Genomic DNA, 19,280 nt, shown 5'->3' on the forward strand with positions numbered 1-19,280 from the left:
AAATAAAGCGCTTACATTCTTTGCTCTCTAGTGATTGCAAGTTTTGTACCAACATTACAAGAGTGATGTTTTCAGTCATCGACGTAATCAAATAGAGAAGGAGCCACGATGTGGTGGTGAAAAAATGCAAACGAAATTCAAAAATGAATTAGATGTGGTTTTATTGTTGCTTCTTGCACCGTCAATTAGTCTACGGAGAGTTCTTTAATTTCATCAGGAACATCTCCACCATGTTTGATAATAAGGTCTCGCCAAAGGATGGCTACTTCACGCGCAGGTAGTCCGTTTTGTTCATGCTCATCAATCCATGTGTACCATGTTTCAATCATGCCATCGACGATGTATTCTTTTGCATCGTCATCAATGTCATCTACGTGTACAAATTCCGCTCCATTTGCTAAGGCTTCTTCACGAATCACTTCGGAACGAGCTTCCCATACTTCTCCACCGTGATCAATTAGATCAGCTGCTGATTCTTCCATGATTTGTTGAAGGTCTTCAGGAATGGTGTTCCAGTTCTCTTCGGTCATGGCCCAAAGTGTTGAGAAGTGCCCGAGGTTAATCCCTTCAAGCGTATACGTGAACACTTCTTGCATGCCATACCCAGTCCAGTCTGCAACGCTAAAGAAAGCTCCTTCAAATGCACCGCGATTGATCGCATCGAACATGTCGGTTGAAGGCATGCTTACGGAGTTGATGCCTATTTTACTTGCGAAAATCTCGTGAATTCGCGTAGGTGAACGAAGCGAAGTATCTCGGAAATCGTCTATGCTCTCAAGGGGGTGATCTTTTGTCGACATGACATATTGTTGTGTTGGTGCATGGGGCATGACCTTTAAGTCCTTCGTGCCGTATTCGAGTTCTGTAAATGTTTCACCATCGTGAGTAACCGGCTCTGTCGAGTGAATAAGATCTGCATAAGCTCTGGCGGCAATCACTGTGTCGGAATCTAGAAGTGGCAACATCGTTACTTCGGTAAGTGGAAAGCGTGCTGGGTCATATTGAGGCCAAAGTGGGGCAGCAATATCAATCGTTCCGTTGCGGAGTGCAAGAAGCTCTTCGCTACCAGCAATGAGTTCTTGACCGGTGTAGATTTCAAACGTAATCCGTCCATCAGAACGTTCTTCGACTTCATTCATCCACGGAACAAAGAAGCCTTCCCAAGCTCCGTTTTGGGTGCTTGCAAGTGAAGAGAGTACGAATGTTCTTGATGATTCTTCCTCTGCATGAGTCTGTTCCTCTGTTGATACACAGCTCGTGAGAAGCACTGAAGTTAGTAAAAATACGATGCTACGAATGAGTGATTTCAAGAGTATGTCCCCTTTCAGTATAAGGTTATAAAGCGCTTTCGTACTTTGGTGAATGACGAGTCAATGTTGACAAGGATAAACTCTACCAAAAGTAATCTGATTTTTCAATCTCTATTTTCTTTTAAAATTTCGTCTCTGTAGCGTGAAGTTGGTTTTTAATTGGTAAGTAAAGGATATAGATACATAACGGAAAGGGGAATAAAAATGAGTAAATATTCGATCAAAGAATTCATAGAAGCGACTGAAGTCGAAGAACAAAAAGATGAGTACTTTCAATTGGAGACTCCCCGTATACTCGAAGTAAACTTAAAAGAGATGGTCTGGGCAAAGCTTGGGTCGATGGTGTCGTACACAGGCGATATCAAGTTTGAGCGTGAACGTCTCTTGGAGCATGGTACGAGTCGAATGTTCAAAAAAGCGTTTACGAGTGAAGGCGGAACGCTTATGAAGGCGACCGGTGAGGGACAATTGCATTTAGCAGATAAAGGGAAGCGAGTGACCATTCTTGAGCTCAATGATGATATTATTGCAGTAAATAGCAATGATTTATTAGCCTTTGAGCCGAGTATTGAATGGGATATTAAGATGATGCGCCGTGTAGCTGGGATGATGTCAAACGGGTTGTTTTATGTCGTGTTACAAGGTAAGGGGCTAGTTGCCATTACGTCACATTACGAACCGTTAACCTTGAAAGTTCAGGAAAATCTACCAGTGATGACCGACCCAACGACAACAGTTGCTTGGTCAGGGAATTTAGAGCCTAACATCCGTACCGACATCAATTATCGTACGTTCTTAGGGCGAGGAAGTGGCGAAAGTTTTCAGATGGAGTTTGAAGGAAATGGATTTGTAATCGTTCAATCTGCAGAAGAGTAAGTCAAGGTTTTGACAACTTAATCGTCCAGATAAGAAAATTTCCAAAGGAATTCCTGTTTCTTACTTAAAGATTTTGGTAAAGTAGTGATAGGAATCTATAAAGGATAAGGTGCGAAGCGATGTCCAAGATAAAAGAACTAAAGCCAATTATGGATGAGGTATTACGTCGCAAGGAAGAATTAGCTGGTATGCCTCCTCAGTATGAGAACGTGAGTGATAATACGATTGTCATGCAACTGACACCTTGGCGAGTCCAATTAATTGAGGTTTACGCAAAGTCACTGACAACGTCATTAGATCATTCAATCGATGACATTCGTCGATGGGGAAGTGAATTATCGGAGCAGCTTGTAAAAGTGCAATTGCCTCTTGATGTTGGGCTGCACGAGATTGCGTATTATCGCAATACGATCGGTGAGATTATCCGTGATGAGGCAGAGAATCAAGACATGTCTTTCGCAGATTTTTACCATATCGTGTCTCAATTCAATGCGGTTGTCGATGAAGCCGTACAAATTGTTAGTCGTTCGTATATGAAGAGCTTCCATAACAGCATTGAAGCTGCTAAGTACGCAATTGATGAGCTATCGGTACCGGTCGTCCAATTGACGAATGATATTGGAGTCATTCCAATTATTGGAGAAGTTGACACGAAGCGTGCGCAATACCTTATGTCAAACGCTCTAGAAAAGAGTGCAGAGCTGCAACTTCGAATGTTGATCTTGGATTTATCTGGTGTAAGTGTCGTTGATACGATGGTTGCCGGACAGATCTTTAAAGTGATGGATTCGTTACGTTTAATTGGTGTCGAAGCAGTCCTCAGTGGTGTACGCCCAGAAGTCGCTCAAACGATGGTCAATCTTGGCATTCGTGTTGAGGGCAAAGTCTACCGGGATCTCAGGACAGCAGTTGAAGAGAAGAAAATGATCAGTAAGTAAGCTTTCCAAAAGATGACAGTCGGATGTCATCTTTTTTGGTTGTGCTGATTTTTATTGATCTAGAGCATTGCACATATAAGAAGGGGTCATTGTCGTGGATTACTTTAAACAGATGGAACAATCGACAGGTGTTTTGTTGAATGATATACAGAAGCAAGCTGTGTTGAAGACGGACGGGCCCTTGCTCTTACTCGCTTCACCTGGTTCAGGGAAAACAACGACGCTGAACATGAAGATCGGTTATTTGCTTCTTGAGAAAAAGGTGCAGCCTGAGTCCATTATGGCAGTTACTTTCAGCCGTGCAGCAGCAGAAGATATGGCAGAGCGTTTTCGGCAATTTTTTCACGATAAAGTGAGTCGACCTGTTCAATTCTCAACCATTCACAGCTTTGCTTTTCGTATTGTGAAATCATACTTTCAAAAGAAGAGTATCAATTACCGCTTAATTGAAGGGGATGTGGAGCCTCATTGGCTTCATAAGCGAATGGCTTTGCAACAGCTATTCACGAACAAAACAGGAAAGAAAATAACCGAGGATGAGCTGGAGTCTCTAATTACGTACATTAGTTATGTGAAAAACCGTATGATTCAACCTGACCAGTTACAAAAAGTGAAATGTTCGTTAAAGGAAGCAAAAGACATTTATATCGCTTACGAAGAGTGGAAGCGTAACTATGACGATCAGACGTTGCTTTTGGATTTCGACGATATGCTTACCTATGCTTACGAGGCATTATTGCACGATAAAATGATATTGAAAAAGCTTCAAAAGCAATACGATTATGTATTAACCGATGAAAGTCAAGATAACTCGCTCGTTCAGCATAAGATCGTGGAGAAGATTGCCTCGCCTCAAAATAACCTTTGTGTTGTTGCAGATGACGACCAGTCGATCTTCCAGTGGAGAGGGTCCGATGTTGGTCATTTGCTCGAATTCAAGAGTCGCTATCCAAATGGTCAAGTGCTTACAATGACCGAGAATTATCGGTCTTCAAAGACGATAGTACAAGTTGCCAATACGTTCATAAAACGTAATAAAGAGCGGTACCGAAAAGAGATGTATACCGTCAATGACATCGGAATACCAATTGAAGTGCAAAGCTTCAAAAAGCGTGAAGCAAAAATCCGTTATGTCATGGATACCGTGAAAGAACAAGTCAATCGCAAAGAAGTGGCAATACTTTATCGTAATAATAATTCAGCGGTGTCGGTTGTGAATGCAATGGATCGATTAAACATTGACTTCTATATGAAAGAAATCGATACGAAATTCTTTCGTCATTGGGTAACGACCGACCTTCTTAACTTTATGCGCTTTTCGTATCACACTGGCCGGGTTGACGTATTAGAACACATCTATTCAAAGTTTAATGCGTACATGAAAAAAGACCAAATGAAGTGGTTGTTACAAGAAGGTAGGGGAGAATGTGCCTTTGCAAGACTTCAAAACACGAAGCTAGAAGCGTATCAAGTGAGTAAGTTAAAGCAGGCAAAACGTGCATTTGATAAGATCAACAAACTTTCTCCAAGTGCTGCAATTACAGTCATTGAAGACGATCTTGGATATCGTAAAGCGTTGGAACAACGCTGTGAGCGTCTCGGTCTGAATGTCGATCGTGCAAAAGAAATCCTTGATGCATTAAAGGAAATTGCTGAAGATGAACAGACGTTAAAAGGGTTTGCTGATCGCCTGAAACGACTAGAATCTAAAATGAAGCAGTCAAAGTTCAATAAAGGAGAGAACGTGCCGACCTTATCAACGTTTCATCGCGCCAAAGGTCTTGAGTTTGACCGTGTGTATATGATTGATCTAAACCGTGATATCCTACCGACGAAAGAAGACAACGATGATCCGGAGTTAATGGAAGAAGCTGTTCGCCTCTTTTATGTTGGGATGACACGCGCTCGGGAACATCTTGAATTGTTATCGTCAGGTGGCGTCCAAAAGGAATCTCCGTTCCTCCCACAAATTAAGAAGCTAATCGCACCTTCTACAGTGACGAGTCCACACCGAGCAGGTACAACGGTGGCACATGAAGATTTACTTCCAAATACGACAATTGAACATGAAAAATTCGGGATCGGAACAATTATTGATGTAAAAAGTGACACGATGACTGTCGATTTTGAGCATCACGGTGAAAAAGAATTCATAAAACAATTCTGTGTAGAGCGTGGATTGTTAACGAAAGTATAGAGGGATGGCAGTGTTATTGCTCAGAGTACTCTGTACGATGACGGTTTTCACTCGTTCTTCTTGCAAGAAATTGAAATGAATTTTGAAGAGTACCAATCCCGTCAATGGTTACATCAATCGTATCAAGAACCCCACATGGCGACGCATAACTGTCTGAGGTTAACATAACGAGATCTCCATGCTTGATGTGAGTTTGCTTTGTTACTTGCCCAAGCACAGTTAAGATATCATCAATCATTTCAGCGGGGTGCCAAGTAAGCATATGCTGCTTGTTACGATACGTGTAAACTGTTGAATGGTTAAAATTCATCTGTTCTAACGAAATCCACGGACCGATTGAACACGCATGAAAGGTCGTTGAATACTGTTGGGGTGAATGTGTTGGGTGGTGGAATTCGTTCACAATCGTTGCCCCTAACAGGGATTCTCGAAGTGCTTTTTTGCTTCTATGTTTAGGTTCATGATCAAAAACGATCCCGATGCCAGGTCGTGATAACAATTCAGTCTCATTCATTGGAATCGTCACTTTCTCACGATGAGCGATACATTGTTCTCCTGGTATTTCATGCAACGTGACCTTAGGGTTGTTATGACGGTCATGATCTTTAGGATCAAGTGTAATTCGGTAGATGGATTGAGCAATGGGTAAATCAATCAAGTCGACGTCAATGTATTCGCTTCGAGTGAAACGAATGAACGCCTCACTTGTTTTCAGTTTGGCTAATACGTCCAATTTCCCCCATTCCTTCCTTAACGATCGTAATGAAGTGTTCGGCTTGCTTTGATACGTAACGATCACTAGACCAAATCATAGCGGCATCCGCTTGAATCTCAATATCAGTCAGTTCAATCATCGCTAGGGCATCAGAATGAAACGCAAACAATGAGGATTTCGGTATAATTGTCCCGCCTGTGCCTGCTGCAGCAAGAGCGATGAGTAAAGAAGCATCTGGACATTCACAGACAACGTTAGGCACGAAACCGTGTCTTTTGCATTCGTTTACGATTTTCTCATATTGACCAGTACCACTAATTCGATGAAGCAATAAGAGTGGTAAATCTTTAAGGTCTTTCATGCTCATCTGCTTTGTTCTAGTTAATCCAGGCCAATCTTTGGCGATGGCTAACACATAAGGTTCTGATGGTAGTGAAACCGAAGAGATTTGCTCAAGTTGTACAGGTAATCTTACAATTGCAAGCTCAATTTCCCGTTGATGTAACTGCTCAGTCAGTGAATACGTATCCCCTTCACGTAAAGCAATCTGCACATCTGGATAGATCTGACGAAGCGTTTGAATAGGATGGATCATATAAGAAAAGCAAGATTTATTGACACCAATTTTCAACATGCCAAGCTTACCACTCTCTATGGCTTTCGTTTCAAGTACAGCATCATCAATCGTTTGTAAGATCTTACATGCATGTTTGTATAAAGCTTTGCCAGCACTGGTCAACTCTAAATATCTACCGTGACGCTCAAACAGTGAAACGTTCAGTTCATTCTCAAGTAACTTCAACTGTTGGCTTAACGGGGGCTGAGCCATATGCAATTTTTTCGCTGCTTTTGTTACTTGCTTCTCATCGGCAATCGTCTTAAAGTAGCGGAGTTTACGTGTATCCATCCTTCTACATCCTTTCGGCAAGCAACTCAACACATTCCAATAATAAGGAATATCTCTATCATATAATGAAAGCGGTTACATTTCAACTATTCAGATTACGATATTCGGGGGTCATTTACGTAAAAAGGTGTCGAAGAACGACACCTTTCAAATGGGAGACGAAGGTTTAACGAGGCTATTGACGCTCCTTTAAGAAGAACGTCAGCATGAGCGCAAGCAACGAGAGCAATGCCATGACGACTAGCGCAAACGTTGTTCCCCAATACGCACCAACATCATATGGTGCATTGATGTTGCTCGCTGTAACACTAATAATCGTCGATAACAATATAATTCCGAATGTCATTCCAAACTGACGTACAGTGTTAACAATTGCAGAACCATGAGCGATGTCTTCTTGGCTTAAGGCGTTCATTCCAACGGTCACAAGAGGCATTAACGTTAATCCAAACCCTGCCATAAATAAGCAAAAATGAAGCATAATCCAGTATGGTGAACTGTCCATCGTTACGGTGTTAAGTAAGAGTAACGATGCTGCCGTACAGCTAAAGCCAATGAGTGCTATGGTTTTCCCACCATAACGATCGTACAAATTCCCACTTATAATCGTAATGATGGAAAGAAGAATGGTTCCGGGCACGAGGACGAATCCTGATAAAAACGCACTTGTTCCTAACACATCTTGCGCAAACATCGGTAAGATCGTTTCTGCAGATAATAGAAGCATCATGTTAATGAATACTAAAATCATCGCTAGGCGAAACGTTGAGTGCTTAAACAATGCCAAATTTAATACAGGTGATGATTGCGTGAGCTGTCGCTTAATAAAAAAGGTTAGCGAGACAACCCCAATGACAATCGGAAGGATGACTAACGTATCTGTAAAGCCATAAACACTAATCATGCTTAATCCAAAGATAAACAAACCGAATCCGATGGCCGAAAGAACGATGGAAAAGAGGTCTAACTTCGCAGGTTTCATCGGCAAGACGTTTTTCATCTGAACTATGGCGACGATTAACGTGCATGCAATGAGAGGAAGAAGAATCCAATGCAATGACCGCCAAGTGAACAGATCGATCACAATGCCAGAAATCGACGGTGCACTTGCGGGAGCAACATTTACCACTGCACCTAACAATCCCATCGCAAACCCTCTGCGCTCGTATGGGAACACGGTTAAAAGTATCGTCTGTACGAGCGGTAAGACAATTCCGGCACCGACGGCTTGTACGACCCGGGCGATGATCAGCGTGCCAAAGTTAGGGGCTAGTCCCCCTACAAGTGTGCCAATAAACAAGCATAGTAAAGAAAAGATTACGAGCGTTTTCGCTCGAAAAATATTTGATAAGTAGCCAGTCATCGGAATGAGGATGATTGTTGTTAGTAGAAATGCGGTCGTTAGCCACTGCACTTGTGTAGCATTCACATTAAATTCATCCATAATCGTCGGATATGCCGTGATCAACAAAAACTGACTAAATGAAAACAAAAACGCCGATGCCAAAATAACGGTAACGACGCCTTTATATTGAACTGTTGTGTTCATTCATTGTCGAACCTCCCGTGTGAATGCCTTGAAAAAAGATCGGCAAGATGGCTCGAACCCGTTCCTCATAACGCGGGTTCTCAGCGAAGAAGAATTCAATAAGGCAACCTTCTGCTACGGTTAAAAACGCGAGTGAGATGTGTTTTACTGGTAACGAAAAGTGAAGCTGTTCGTCTCGCTGCTTTACTAAGATGTATCGCGCAAACCACCGTTCTAAATCAGTTAGAAAAGGCTTCGTATAGTGAACGCAAGAAACGTTTTTGGGTGGAAAGTACAACACACGAATCATGAGCTTTAACTCTAAGCTTTGATCACTTTCTTTCATAAACCAGTGGAAAAAAGAGTGAACGGTTGTTTGTAAGGGTTGGTCTTTGTGTTGAACAAAAAACGCTACAATCGCTCGCTTTCCTTGTTTCATAGCATGATTTAATACGTGAAAGAAAATGTCTTCTTTGTTTTTATAATGTGCATACAACGATGCTTTACGAATTCCTACATCCTCGGCAATTTGTTGGAGTGAAACAGAGTCATAGTCAAGGTTTGCAAAGTGATGCAAAGCAACATTGCGAATTTTTATTGCAGTCATTTTTATCCTCCCTACCGTTCGTTAGGTTGATCATCTCAATGTATAGAACCGTTGTCAAGGCACTCTTGGTACGTAGCGTTACAAACAATGTGGCTCTTTCCAGTTAAGAGTGTAATGAGTAACCTAAATACATCGAACAAGAGGAGTGTGTACGTATGATTGAAATTAAAGTGAACGAACAGATTTTGCCCGAGCAACTTGCAACGGTCTTTACAGCATCAGGAATTAAACGACCGGTTGATGACATTGAACGTATGGAACAAATGCTCCAACATGCCAACTTGCTCATTACCGCATGGGACGGGGAGAAACTTGTAGGGGTTGCCCGGAGCTTAACGGACTATAGCTATTGTTGTTACCTATCGGATTTGGCCGTTGACCAACACGTTCAAGCGAAAGGGATTGGACGTGCTTTAATTGAAGAGACAAAAAAACAAATCGGAAACAACGTTACGCTCATCCTTCGAGCTTCAAACGTAGCGATGGATTACTATCCAAAAGTAGGGTTTGAGTTGGTCGACAATTGTTACATCATCCAAAAGAAAGCGTAATACGAAGACAGTTCTGAGCAGACGAATAAAAGGGTTTGGTCGTGACGTTAGAGAAGAATTAAGTTATGAATCTGCGAGGAGGCTTTCATATGGATGTGACGGTATATAGAAAACGCTTTGAAAGATTTGCCATCGATGAGTGCGAGCAATCAAGTGAATTGTATAAACATTTGGCGCTTGCTGTTGCAAAGGATGATTCCTTGCTAGCGTTAAGTGCAGAAGCTCAAAAGGGTCAACCGGTTGCGAATTTGTTTTTTGCGTCTGTGCATTACTTGTTATTAAAGGGAATTAAACACCCTGTGGGTGATTATTATGCAAGTGTTACCGACGAGCCAAAGCCTATTGATGGGCACACGTTTACCGAGTTTAAGAGTTTTTGTGAAACACATGAAAGTGAACTAACAACACTGTTACATGAAAAGCTAGTTCAAACGAATGAAGTTCGTCGTTGTGCTTACTTATATCCATTGTTCTCTTATATTTATGAAAAAGTTCAAGAACCACTGTCATGCATTGAAATTGGCACGAGCGCAGGGTTACAACTGTTCTGGGATCAGTATCGCTATTCGTATGAAACAGATCTCGTATATGGGAATCCATTTGCGGATGTTCACATTACGTCGAGCGTAAAAGGTGGAGACATTAACCCAGCGTACTTACCAAGCACACCGCCACCAGTCGCTGCTCGAATTGGTGTTGATTTACATATCAATGACGTAAGTATAGAAGAGGACCGTCTTTGGTTAGATGCTTTAATTTGGCCCGAACATCAAGAGCGAAGAGAGCTGTTTGAACAAGCAGCCAAAGTTGTTCAATCTCAAAAGGCACAACTTATTGAAACTGACGGTGTGTCGTCTCTAGCATCTTTAGTTGAAAAATGTCCTTCACGTTCTACGGTCTGTGTTTTCCATACTCATGTGGCTAATCAGTTTGATGAGTCGTTAAAACAGCAACTAGAAGAGACCGTAAACGACCTTGGCGCCACTCGAAATCTCTTCCACATCTACAACAACATACGAGATTCTAAGTTGAGAATTGATTCCTACATCGATGGTACAAAAGAAACGCATGTGGTCGGAGAGACGGACGGGCATGGTCGATGGTTTGAATGGCTGCTTAATTAGCAGAGATCGTTTGACTTTTATGTATTTCATGTTGCAAATGCAGTCTCTCAAACGTTAATAAGAGCTTCTTATACATCGTTTAGCCTATACGTTGTTGGATTTAGGTACGATAAGAATCATCCAATAACGAGGTGATTGACGATGAATAGACGTTTAATAAGGGCGATTGGGTTTGCGATTGTAGTTGGCGTCGTGACGGCAATCTTCACAGAGTTTCAATTAGGGAGCGTTCACGTGCTAGCAAGCTTCTCTGCGTTTCTTGGAACATTTGTAGCTTGGGCTGTGGTATTGCCAATTGTCGAGCGACTTAGTAAAACGAAAGGCTCTTCTAACCACGAGTGATGAATTATCAATCAATCATAGTCAAATGCTTCATTTAGGTGTACCCTAATAGAAACGATTTTGAGTTTATGTGGGGAGGCGTGTGCTCGATGTCACACTTAGAAAATGTACTAGAACATAATCGCAACTTTGTTATCAATGAAGACTTTAAGACGTTTAATACGTCAAAGTTCCCTGATAAAAAGATTGTCATTTTAACGTGCATGGATACGAGACTTGTAGAAATGGTTCCACAAGCAATGAATGTTTCTCATGGGGATGCAGCGATCGTCAAAAACGCCGGCGCAGTTATTTCTCATCCGTTCGGAAGTATTATGCGAAGCATACTTGTAGCTATTAATAGCTTAGGTGCAGAGCAAGTCTATGTAGTCGGTCATCATGATTGTGGAATGGCGCAATTGCATCCGGATACGCTCATCGAACAATCTGGTGTTTCTCAAGAGAAGATTGACGTCTTAAAAAACGCTGGTATTGATTTAGATACGTGGCTCACTGGATTTGAACACGTTGAAGATAGCGTGCGAAACAGCGTTAATATCATTAAAAACCATCCACTACTAGGAGATCATATTCCAGTTCACGGTCTCGTCATTCACCCTGAAACTGGCAAGTTAGATCTTGTCGTAAATGGGGAAGTTGCTCATTCTTAAAATTAAACGTAAAGCATAGCGAAGGCAACAACAAGTCGTATTCTTGTTGTTGCCTTCGTTTTTTAATTTAGACTTGTTCACCCAGAAAGGCAAGTGCTTCATCGTAAAGTAATTCTGCTTCATTTGTCGTCGTCACACCGCGAATTGTCGCTCGCCCATCTTGGAACAGCATCACGTGATAATTCGCTTTACGAAGCATACAGACATCTGCAAAAGGAAAATAGGTCCATGAATGATTGCTATAGGGATCTCGAGGAAGTTGCAAATTCTGGGCTTCTTTAGGGCGAATATGAACACCAGATGACGCACATAACCACTGGATGTGTCGCTTGGATTGATCGGAACGTAATGAAGGGTACGTTCGTTCAGCACCACACGTCTGACAAGAAGGCTGTTTCAACGGTTGAACAGTAATATACCCCGTATCATTTTCCCACAAATCAAATTTGTACATGGATGATTGAGTTTTGTTGCCAGTGAGGATCTTTAAAGTGCTTGTCACTTGCTGGGCGGTAACCATTTGTACAGTCGTCCCGAGCACGCCATGAGTATCACAATCTTCACTGTCTGTAAGAAAGGACTCAAGACATCGAAAGCAAGGTCCTGAGCGGTTCGGAATAAATGGTAAGCTCAGACCGTAGCTTCCGGACAATCCGCCATACACCCAGGGAATCCCCCATTTATAAGCAGCATCGTTAATTAATAAACGTGTTTCAAAGTTATCTGTGCCGTCAATGATGACATCAATACCTTGCAGTAACTGTTGAACATTCTCGTTGTGAAGTGAATGAAAAACTTCGGTGACCTTAACTTCAGAGTTGATTTCTTGAAGCCTTTTTGATGCTGCTTTTACTTTTGCTCGATGCGCTTTGGCATCAAGTTCTGTATAGAGAAGCTGTCGTTGTAAGTTATGCTCTTCTACGAAGTCCCCATCAACGAGGGTAAGCTGTCCGATTCCAGCGCGAGCAAGCATCTCTGCGCTCATTGAACCGAGGGCACCGACACCCACAATGAGAACACGGCTTTCTCTAAGCCGCTTTTGTCCGAGTTGCCCGATCCCGTGGAATCGCTCTTGTTTCACATATTTGTTCATGAGTTTGCCCAGTTCTCCTGAGGACTGCTTGCGGTTGCTACGTTACTTTTGGGGATCCTCCCTGCTTCATAACCTTCTCTACCCGCAAGGATGGCTAACCGCATCGCATTCGCCATTTTTACAGGATCAGTTGCTTTTGCCACAGCGCTATTTAGAAGGATTCCGTCTGCGCCGTATTGCATCGCTTCACAAGCGTCGTGCGGAGCGCCAATGCCAGCGTCAACGATGACCGGTACTTTAGATTGTTCAATGATGAGTTGAAGGTTGTACGGATTAACAATGCCAAGACCACTTCCAATCGGTGAAGCCCCAGGCATAATTGCATGCGCTCCAAGTGCTTCTGCTTCCTTTGCGAGCATCGGGTCATCAGAGAGATAAGGGAGCACAGTAAACCCTTCATTTAAAAGAATTTCTGTAGCTTTTAACGTTTCCACAGGGTTAGGGAGTAATGTAGGTGGATCACCAATTACTTCGACTTTGATCATGTCGCAAATTCCTGATGAACGTGCAAGGCGAGCAAGCCGAACAGCCTCATCGGCAGTTTTTGCACCTGCCGTATTCGGTAATAATGTGAATTCCTCGCGAGGCAAGTGTTCAATCGGATCTGGGCCGATATTGTCCAGGTCAATGCGACTTAAGGCAAAGGTAAGGACATTGGTTTTTGAAGCAATCACTGCTTCTCGTTGTGTTTGTGCGTCTTCGTATTTTCCTGTGCCTAGTAATAATCGTGATTCAAATGAGTAATTCCCAATGTGTAACATCTTGTTATCCTCCTCCTACAAATCGAACAATTTCAATTTTGTCGCCAGATTCTAATTGAATTTGGCCTTGTTGGTCGGCGGTAAGTGCTACGCCGTTGTGTTCAATCATGACGTTCGTCGCTAGCAAATTAAAATGACGACGCAATTCTTGAATGCTTGATATTGAATCAGGTAAATTGTGATTTTTCTGATTGATGATGATGTTCACTGTGCTCACCTACCTTTATTGAAGTGAACGCATCATTTACTTCATTGCCTAATAAGCGTTCTGTGACACGTTTTCCAGTGATTGGACCGAGTAAGATGCCATTACGGTTATGTCCACTTACTAACCACACGCTGTGAAGTGTCGGGTGGGGCGATATGAAAGGGGAATCTACTATGCTTTTCGGGCGTATTCCAGACCACATTGCTGTGATCTCGCTATCTCTAAGATCAGGTAAAAAAGCTTGAATGTTCGTGAGTAATTCCAAGACACCATTTACGGAAATCGTCGTATCTTCACTCTGCGTTGACGTTGCGCCGAGTAGCCATTCACCATCTTGTTTTGGCACAGCGTACCAGCCATTGTAAAAGATCGTTTGTTTACTTAACTGTCGTCGAGGTCGTACTTTGATGATTTCTCCTTTGACGGGAGTTACAGGCCAAGGGATATTTGCGAAAGATTCGTGACCTGTAGCAATGACAATCTGTTCGCCATAAAGTGTATCGGTCCGTGTCGTCACTCGGTTTGTTGAGACGGAAGTAGCCGTCGTATAAGGAAATACGTCTACGCCTAATTCATATAATGAGTGCTCAAAGGCTCTTGCAACCTGTTTAGGCTGAACGTGAGCTTCATTTGGAAAATACAAACCTGCACAAGCTTCTTTATTGACGGCAGGTGCAAGAAGTTGCAGAGATTGTTGGTCTAGCAATTCAGCAGGATCACCATGTTGCACTTGCCAAGACTGAATGTCAGACAACTGATTGTGCTCAGAATGTGTGAACGCAAGTTTAATGGCACCAGAAGAAGTCCAACCAAGAGAGGTCGTCTGATATTCTAGAAGCTCGTCGGTAAGTATTTTATAAAGGGCGATGCTTTCTTTGGCCAAATGATAGAGTGGATTCGGTGAACGAAATTCAGCTTGTATCCCGAGCATGCCTGCTGCCTTCGACGTTGTTCCACTACCTGGGGTGGAGCGATCTAGAAGTGCGACGCGTAAACCAGCCTTGGCACTGTAAAATGCTGTGCAAAGACCGACAATTCCAGCTCCAATAATGATGACGTCATACATTCGTTGATTCATTATTGATCACCTTTCGTAAATTGACGTGCAGTTGTTTTTGGGGAATCTGATTGCCAGATTGCAGACATGACCGCAACCCCGTGTGCTCCTGCTTCAAGGCATTGAGTGGCGCTATGAGTCGTCACGCCTCCAACTGCGTAAATGGGCACCGATACATTGGATGTGATGTTTTGTAAGAAATCTAATCCCCGTCCAGGTGTGCCATGTTTGCTAGGAGTATCAAAAACATGCCCCACATATACATAATCAGCTCCATGTTCCGAGCAGTATTGTGCGGCATTTAAATCATGAACTGAAGCACCGATCGTCATGGTTGGGTGTGCTTTTTTTAAATCATGCAACTGGTCAACCTGTGTTTCTTTAAGATGTATGCCACCTAACCCCCAAGCGATTGCCGCTTCTGTATGGTAGTTTAAGATCAGTTGTTGCTTCGTAAATCCAAGACGTAATAAGTGTTCGATTTGTTGGCGTAACCGTTGTAGTGATGCATGTTGATTGCGAACGTGAAGAAGTTCAACTTCTTTCGCGCATTGTTTGAGCGTACGTACTTGAATATGGAAGGGGATTTGTTCATCTGTAATCAGATGCCATTTCATGGTGATTTCAACTCCTCAATACACAAAAAAGCCGCCCTTTGAGAAAAGGACGGCAGAATCGTCTTGTTGCGTACTCAAACAAAACACTGCATCATCTACTTTCCTCCGCTGGTATAAACCAGATCAGGTTCAAGAGTTTGAGTCTTCACTCATCTCAGCCCATAACATAAGGGCACCCCTAGTAGTTTTTTGTATAGTTAATGTATTGTCATCATAGCAATGCGTTTTGACCTCGTCAAGAACGTAAAAAACGAGAAGTGAAGACTCTCGTTTCATTTATTACCGACTATAATGCGTATCAATGCTGAGTGATGAACGTCTATTACAATTTGAGGTCCACTCATCTTGCATGCTTTTCAAAATCATGATGGATTTTTTCAATAGCATCGTGTTTACCTACAATCATTAAAACGTCATTTTCTTTGATCATTGTTGTGTCATTAGGAGATATGTTTACCTCTCCTTGCTGATTTTTTATTGCTATGATCGTACAATTGTATTTCTTATTGTGATTGACATCCTTAACTAAACATTGGTTTAAACCTTTTGGAGCGCGTACTTCTTCAATATTATATTCCTTTGACAATTCTAGGTAGTCAATAAGGTTATTTGAACTTAATAAATTGCCTAACCGCTTACCCATATCCATCTCTGGAAAGATAACGTGGTCTGCACCGATTTTGGATAAAACTTTTCCGTGATGCTCATCTTTTGCTTTTGCCGTTATCGTTCCAACTTGAAGTTCTTTTAACAACAAAGTAACGAGGATACTCGCTTTTAAATCTTCACCAATCCCTACAATGGCATGTGTATATTTATGAATCCCTAATTGTTCTAATGCCGCTTCATCAGTGGCATCAATTTGTACAGCGTAGGTTGCGTCTGAAGAGATTTCCTGAACAACTTGCTCATTTTGATCAATGGCCAAAACGTCATGCCCATTTTGAATTAAAGTTCTAGCTACACTTAATCCGAACCGTCCTAAACCAATAACGACAAATTCTTTCCTCATTTGTCATACTCCTTGTTATTAAATTACCCAATTAAAATCGTTTCTTCAGGATATTTCACTCGATTTTTTGTTTGACGATACGTTAATGCATAGGCCATTGTTAAGGGACCTAATCGGCCAACAAACATCGTAATCATCACAATGATTTTGCCTGTAGTACTTAGCTCTGAAGTGAGTCCCATCGATAGCCCGGTCGTACTAAAAGCAGAAACGGTTTCAAACAAGATCATCATAAAATAAGAATCATGCAGCCCTTCTGTAATGGACAATAACAACGCTACAGCAATAATCCATAGTAAAGAGCTAATGACAACAGCAAGAGCTCTCATGACGGTTTCTACAACGATTCTTCGTTTGAAAATATGAACTTGATCACCGCTTCTAAATGTATTAAGAGTTGCAATTAATAGAACAACAAATGTATTCGTTTTAATGCCTCCGCCAGTACCTCCAGATGAAGCCCCAATAAACATGAGTACGATAATGAAGAACTGCGAAGCGACTAACATCGAACTTATTTCAAACGTATTAAAGCCTGCGCTTCGTGGTGTTGCACTTTGAAAATATGCGGCGAGTAATCGTTCTTGCAAGGTAAGTTCAGATGTGGAAGGGTTTAGCCATTCAATCCCTAATATAAAGACAAAACCACCAATTAGTAGAGAAGCAGATGTTACTAACACGACTTTTGAATGAAGAGAAAGCTTTCGCCATGATCGTTGCTTATACAAATCAACCAATACCATGAACCCTAGCCCGCCAATAATAAACAATGCAGATAAGGTGATATTCACAACGGGGTCGCCGATGAACCGTTCCATTGAGTCTGTAAATAAACTAAATCCCGCATTATTAAAGGCGGTTATGGAATGAAAAATCCCATAATATAAAGCGTTGCTAAAGCCTAGCTCGTCTTGCCAATGCAAGGTCAATACAATGACGGCAATCGCTTCTAAAGTAATGGCCATTAGAAAGATTGTAAGTGTCAAACGAAGAATACCCTTCGTTTGAAACGTTTTAGTCGATGGTTGGAGTAACAAGCGATACTTCAAGCCAATGACTTTACCTAAGATAATCGCAACAGAAACACCGAACACCATAAATCCAAGCCCACCGAGTTGAACCAAACTCATGATAATGATCTGACCTGTTGTTGATAACTGTGTTCCAACATCAATCGTTGCCAATCCGACTACGCATACAGCTGATACCGCCATAAATAAAGCGTCAATATAAGGAAGTGAATCATTCCCGATCGAAGAGAAGGGCATTGCTAACAAGAACGATCCAACAATTATTAAGAATAAAAAACCAACGATAATCCATTGTGGTGGATTGAACGATATTGTTTTGAATGGTTGAGTCAACTTAGGATTCACAATAAATAAACTCCTCAATTTGGTTAACTGTTCTTGTCTGTATTGGATTGAGAAAACACGTTTACTTCAATTGCTGTTTTCACGACAATAACGACCAATGGACCGATCAGAAAACCGAGTGCTCCAATCATGACAAATCCGACATACATTGAGACAATAGTAAGAAGTGGTGAGAGTCCAATTTGTGTACCCATCACTTTTGGTTCGACCGTCCTACGGATGATTAATAAAATTGCTGCAAGAACGAGTAATTGAATTGCCATTTCCTGATTCCCGGTTACTAACGAATAACTTGCCCAAGGAGCTAAAATAACAATAGAACCAATAAACGGGATGAAATCGATTAGCCAAATGATTAACGTCATGATGATGGCAACTTCTGGCACGATCAGCAGCAAACCGATAAAAGTAACGACGACAATTGGTATTCCTATTAAAAACTGTGCGATGAGAAAACCAACAAATACTTTTTTTAACTTGTTTAGCATGCTCTTAATCTTTACTTCATAATCACGAGGAAGAGCATCGTAAGTGCGTTTCACAAGTTTTGGAAGTTCTAGCATAAATAATAAAAGAAGTATCACATAAAAAATCAGATTGAAAACGATTAAAGGAAAATGGTTCATTGCTCCTTGAATCCATTCCATAATTTGTAACTGCTCAATCGATGACTGGAAATTCCAACTAGAACTTTCTGAGATTACTTCATTCAATTCAAACGAAAACAGTGTATACGTATCGATAAACGTCAGAATCTGAATCCACCATTGATTAAGTAATTCTGCAAATGCAGGTAATTCTTTTAATAATCTTCCCAATTGATCTAGTAATGTATTACTTAATGAAATTATTGCTATGAAGATTGCTGCCCAAAATGTAAGATAAATGATCCACACAGATATTTCGCGGTTACGGATCATTCTAGTAAGAAGAGTGACAAGTGGTAACAACATCGCTGCGGTAATCAATGCAAACAGAATAGGCAGTGAGACAGGAAGCAGGATGAACATGCCTAAGCATCCGCATAATAGTAATAACCCAGATTTAACGTACTTTTGGTTTATGACATCCATGTTCCTTCTACGCCTCACCTTCAAGTCATTCAGAGAATGTTTACACGCAACAGCTATTTCACCATAATGATCTTTGCTTCAGGCCCATCAAGGTCCATAACTAAAAATTGAGCTTCATGACGTTCACGTCGAAGCATGCCATACTTTAGGATTGCAGTGTCTTTCGAAATGAGCTGCCAATCTTCTCCTCCTTGAATCCATACTTCTTTTTTATATAATTGCTTCGCTTGTCTTAACGTTTTAGCCTTAATTAGCGCATAGAACGGGAAGTGACATTCGTAGAAATTCATAAATTATACTCCTTCGTGTTTGTTCAAATAAAAGAAAGCCCGTCAAAA

General features: G+C 41.6%; 21 protein-coding genes and 1 riboswitch. Of the genes, 7 read left to right on the plus strand and 14 right to left on the minus strand.

The window, feature by feature from the left end:
* Positions 1–185: 185 nt before the first annotated feature.
* A complete protein-coding gene (gene dctP, locus JOD17_RS11140; RefSeq protein ID WP_204697780.1) occupies positions 186–1,310 on the minus strand; it encodes a TRAP transporter substrate-binding protein DctP in 1,125 nt (374 codons plus the stop codon).
* Positions 1,311–1,514: 204 nt separating this feature from the next.
* On the opposite strand from dctP, the gene JOD17_RS11145 reads away from it, so the two are divergent.
* The 3 genes from JOD17_RS11145 (at position 1,515) to JOD17_RS11155 (ending at position 5,321) form a co-directional block, all read left to right on the plus strand.
* Positions 1,515–2,186, plus strand: coding sequence for an AIM24 family protein (locus tag JOD17_RS11145; protein ID WP_204697782.1), 672 nt, complete (start codon positions 1,515–1,517; stop codon positions 2,184–2,186).
* Positions 2,187–2,305: 119 nt separating this feature from the next.
* Positions 2,306–3,124: an STAS domain-containing protein gene (locus JOD17_RS11150; RefSeq protein ID WP_204697784.1), complete on the plus strand. Its 819-nt coding sequence runs from the start codon at positions 2,306–2,308 to the stop codon at positions 3,122–3,124.
* A 94-nt stretch (positions 3,125–3,218) separates the two neighbouring features.
* A complete protein-coding gene (locus JOD17_RS11155; protein ID WP_338028786.1) occupies positions 3,219–5,321 on the plus strand; it encodes an ATP-dependent helicase in 2,103 nt (700 codons plus the stop codon).
* 13 nt (positions 5,322–5,334) lie between these two features.
* On the opposite strand, the gene JOD17_RS11160 is transcribed toward JOD17_RS11155, so the two are convergent.
* The 4 genes from JOD17_RS11160 to JOD17_RS11175 form a co-directional block, all read right to left on the minus strand.
* Positions 5,335–6,054, minus strand: a complete 720-nt coding sequence (locus JOD17_RS11160) for a fumarylacetoacetate hydrolase family protein (RefSeq protein WP_204697786.1) — start codon at positions 6,052–6,054, stop codon at positions 5,335–5,337.
* The gene (locus JOD17_RS11165; protein WP_204697788.1) at positions 6,023–6,943 is read right to left on the minus strand and encodes a LysR family transcriptional regulator; all 921 of its coding nucleotides are present in this window, start codon (positions 6,941–6,943) and stop codon (positions 6,023–6,025) included. Before JOD17_RS11165 ends, JOD17_RS11160 begins: the two co-directional genes overlap by 32 nt.
* 175 nt (positions 6,944–7,118) lie before the next feature.
* Entirely contained in the window at positions 7,119–8,492 is a 1,374-nt protein-coding gene (locus JOD17_RS11170; RefSeq protein ID WP_204697790.1) for a DHA2 family efflux MFS transporter permease subunit, read from the minus strand.
* Entirely contained in the window at positions 8,470–9,078 is a 609-nt protein-coding gene (locus JOD17_RS11175; RefSeq protein WP_204697792.1) for a TetR/AcrR family transcriptional regulator, read from the minus strand. The genes JOD17_RS11170 and JOD17_RS11175 overlap by 23 nt, the downstream gene beginning before the upstream one ends.
* Before the next feature lie 155 nt (positions 9,079–9,233).
* On the opposite strand from JOD17_RS11175, the gene JOD17_RS11180 reads away from it, so the two are divergent.
* The 4 genes from JOD17_RS11180 (at position 9,234) to JOD17_RS11195 (ending at position 11,745) form a co-directional block, all read left to right on the plus strand.
* A complete protein-coding gene (locus JOD17_RS11180; protein WP_204697794.1) occupies positions 9,234–9,629 on the plus strand; it encodes a GNAT family N-acetyltransferase in 396 nt (131 codons plus the stop codon).
* 89 nt (positions 9,630–9,718) lie between these two features.
* Positions 9,719–10,753 carry a DUF2332 domain-containing protein gene (locus tag JOD17_RS11185; RefSeq protein ID WP_204697796.1) on the plus strand — a complete coding sequence of 345 codons (1,035 nt, stop codon included), beginning with the start codon at positions 9,719–9,721 and terminating at the stop codon, positions 10,751–10,753.
* Positions 10,754–10,894: 141 nt separating this feature from the next.
* Positions 10,895–11,095, plus strand: a complete 201-nt coding sequence (locus JOD17_RS11190) for a hypothetical protein (protein ID WP_204697798.1) — start codon at positions 10,895–10,897, stop codon at positions 11,093–11,095.
* Between the two features lie 89 nt (positions 11,096–11,184).
* Positions 11,185–11,745 carry a beta-class carbonic anhydrase gene (locus tag JOD17_RS11195; RefSeq protein WP_204697800.1) on the plus strand — a complete coding sequence of 187 codons (561 nt, stop codon included), beginning with the start codon at positions 11,185–11,187 and terminating at the stop codon, positions 11,743–11,745.
* A gap of 67 nt (positions 11,746–11,812) precedes the next feature.
* On the opposite strand, the gene JOD17_RS11200 is transcribed toward JOD17_RS11195, so the two are convergent.
* The 9 genes from JOD17_RS11200 to JOD17_RS11240 all read right to left on the minus strand — a co-directional run bounded on the left by JOD17_RS11200 (position 11,813) and on the right by JOD17_RS11240 (position 19,232).
* Positions 11,813–12,838: a ThiF family adenylyltransferase gene (locus JOD17_RS11200; RefSeq protein ID WP_204697802.1), complete on the minus strand. Its 1,026-nt coding sequence runs from the start codon at positions 12,836–12,838 to the stop codon at positions 11,813–11,815.
* Positions 12,835–13,599, minus strand: coding sequence for a thiazole synthase (locus JOD17_RS11205; RefSeq protein WP_204697804.1), 765 nt, complete (start codon positions 13,597–13,599; stop codon positions 12,835–12,837). The genes JOD17_RS11200 and JOD17_RS11205 overlap by 4 nt, the downstream gene beginning before the upstream one ends.
* Positions 13,600–13,603: 4 nt before the next feature.
* Positions 13,604–13,807: a sulfur carrier protein ThiS gene (gene thiS, locus JOD17_RS11210; protein WP_204697806.1), complete on the minus strand. Its 204-nt coding sequence runs from the start codon at positions 13,805–13,807 to the stop codon at positions 13,604–13,606.
* On the minus strand, positions 13,767–14,885 hold the full coding sequence (gene thiO / locus JOD17_RS11215) for a glycine oxidase ThiO (protein WP_204697808.1): 1,119 nt from the start codon (positions 14,883–14,885) through the stop codon (positions 13,767–13,769). The genes thiS and thiO overlap by 41 nt, the downstream gene beginning before the upstream one ends.
* Positions 14,885–15,481 carry a thiamine phosphate synthase gene (locus JOD17_RS11220; RefSeq protein ID WP_204697809.1) on the minus strand — a complete coding sequence of 199 codons (597 nt, stop codon included), beginning with the start codon at positions 15,479–15,481 and terminating at the stop codon, positions 14,885–14,887. The genes thiO and JOD17_RS11220 overlap by 1 nt, the downstream gene beginning before the upstream one ends.
* A gap of 83 nt (positions 15,482–15,564) precedes the next feature.
* A riboswitch (TPP riboswitch) is annotated at positions 15,565–15,671 on the minus strand.
* Between the two features lie 150 nt (positions 15,672–15,821).
* Positions 15,822–16,493, minus strand: coding sequence for a potassium channel family protein (locus tag JOD17_RS11225; protein WP_204697810.1), 672 nt, complete (start codon positions 16,491–16,493; stop codon positions 15,822–15,824).
* Positions 16,494–16,516: 23 nt separating this feature from the next.
* Entirely contained in the window at positions 16,517–17,869 is a 1,353-nt protein-coding gene (locus JOD17_RS11230; RefSeq protein ID WP_204697811.1) for a TrkH family potassium uptake protein, read from the minus strand.
* A 23-nt stretch (positions 17,870–17,892) separates the two neighbouring features.
* Entirely contained in the window at positions 17,893–18,942 is a 1,050-nt protein-coding gene (ytvI, locus tag JOD17_RS11235) for a sporulation integral membrane protein YtvI (RefSeq protein ID WP_275581782.1), read from the minus strand.
* 53 nt (positions 18,943–18,995) lie between these two features.
* Complete coding sequence (locus tag JOD17_RS11240; RefSeq protein WP_204697813.1) at positions 18,996–19,232, minus strand: hypothetical protein; 237 nt, start codon at positions 19,230–19,232, stop codon at positions 18,996–18,998.
* Positions 19,233–19,280 lie beyond the last annotated feature (48 nt).

The sequence above is a fragment of the Geomicrobium sediminis genome (genome assembly GCF_016908595.1).
Taxonomy (GTDB): domain Bacteria; phylum Bacillota; class Bacilli; order Bacillales; family Marinococcaceae; genus Geomicrobium_A; species Geomicrobium_A sediminis.

What these genes read in the sequence shown, in the direction of transcription:
- JOD17_RS11180 (WP_204697794.1), top strand. Translation starts at nt 9,234, where the DNA reads ATGATTGAAATTAAAGTGAACGAACAGATTTTGCCCGAGCAACTTGCA.
- JOD17_RS11220 (WP_204697809.1), bottom strand. Translation starts at nt 15,481, where the DNA reads ATGAAATGGCATCTGATTACAGATGAACAAATCCCCTTCCATATTCAA.
- JOD17_RS11165 (WP_204697788.1), bottom strand. Translation starts at nt 6,943, where the DNA reads ATGGATACACGTAAACTCCGCTACTTTAAGACGATTGCCGATGAGAAG.
- JOD17_RS11175 (WP_204697792.1), bottom strand. Translation starts at nt 9,078, where the DNA reads ATGACTGCAATAAAAATTCGCAATGTTGCTTTGCATCACTTTGCAAAC.
- JOD17_RS11225 (WP_204697810.1), bottom strand. Translation starts at nt 16,493, where the DNA reads ATGAGGAAAGAATTTGTCGTTATTGGTTTAGGACGGTTCGGATTAAGT.
- JOD17_RS11195 (WP_204697800.1), top strand. Translation starts at nt 11,185, where the DNA reads ATGTCACACTTAGAAAATGTACTAGAACATAATCGCAACTTTGTTATC.
- JOD17_RS11200 (WP_204697802.1), bottom strand. Translation starts at nt 12,838, where the DNA reads ATGAACAAATATGTGAAACAAGAGCGATTCCACGGGATCGGGCAACTC.
- JOD17_RS11190 (WP_204697798.1), top strand. Translation starts at nt 10,895, where the DNA reads ATGAATAGACGTTTAATAAGGGCGATTGGGTTTGCGATTGTAGTTGGC.
- JOD17_RS11240 (WP_204697813.1), bottom strand. Translation starts at nt 19,232, where the DNA reads ATGAATTTCTACGAATGTCACTTCCCGTTCTATGCGCTAATTAAGGCT.
- ytvI (WP_275581782.1), bottom strand. Translation starts at nt 18,942, where the DNA reads ATGGATGTCATAAACCAAAAGTACGTTAAATCTGGGTTATTACTATTA.
- JOD17_RS11205 (WP_204697804.1), bottom strand. Translation starts at nt 13,599, where the DNA reads ATGTTACACATTGGGAATTACTCATTTGAATCACGATTATTACTAGGC.
- JOD17_RS11170 (WP_204697790.1), bottom strand. Translation starts at nt 8,492, where the DNA reads ATGAACACAACAGTTCAATATAAAGGCGTCGTTACCGTTATTTTGGCA.
- JOD17_RS11150 (WP_204697784.1), top strand. Translation starts at nt 2,306, where the DNA reads ATGTCCAAGATAAAAGAACTAAAGCCAATTATGGATGAGGTATTACGT.
- JOD17_RS11145 (WP_204697782.1), top strand. Translation starts at nt 1,515, where the DNA reads ATGAGTAAATATTCGATCAAAGAATTCATAGAAGCGACTGAAGTCGAA.
- thiO (WP_204697808.1), bottom strand. Translation starts at nt 14,885, where the DNA reads ATGAATCAACGAATGTATGACGTCATCATTATTGGAGCTGGAATTGTC.
- JOD17_RS11185 (WP_204697796.1), top strand. Translation starts at nt 9,719, where the DNA reads ATGGATGTGACGGTATATAGAAAACGCTTTGAAAGATTTGCCATCGAT.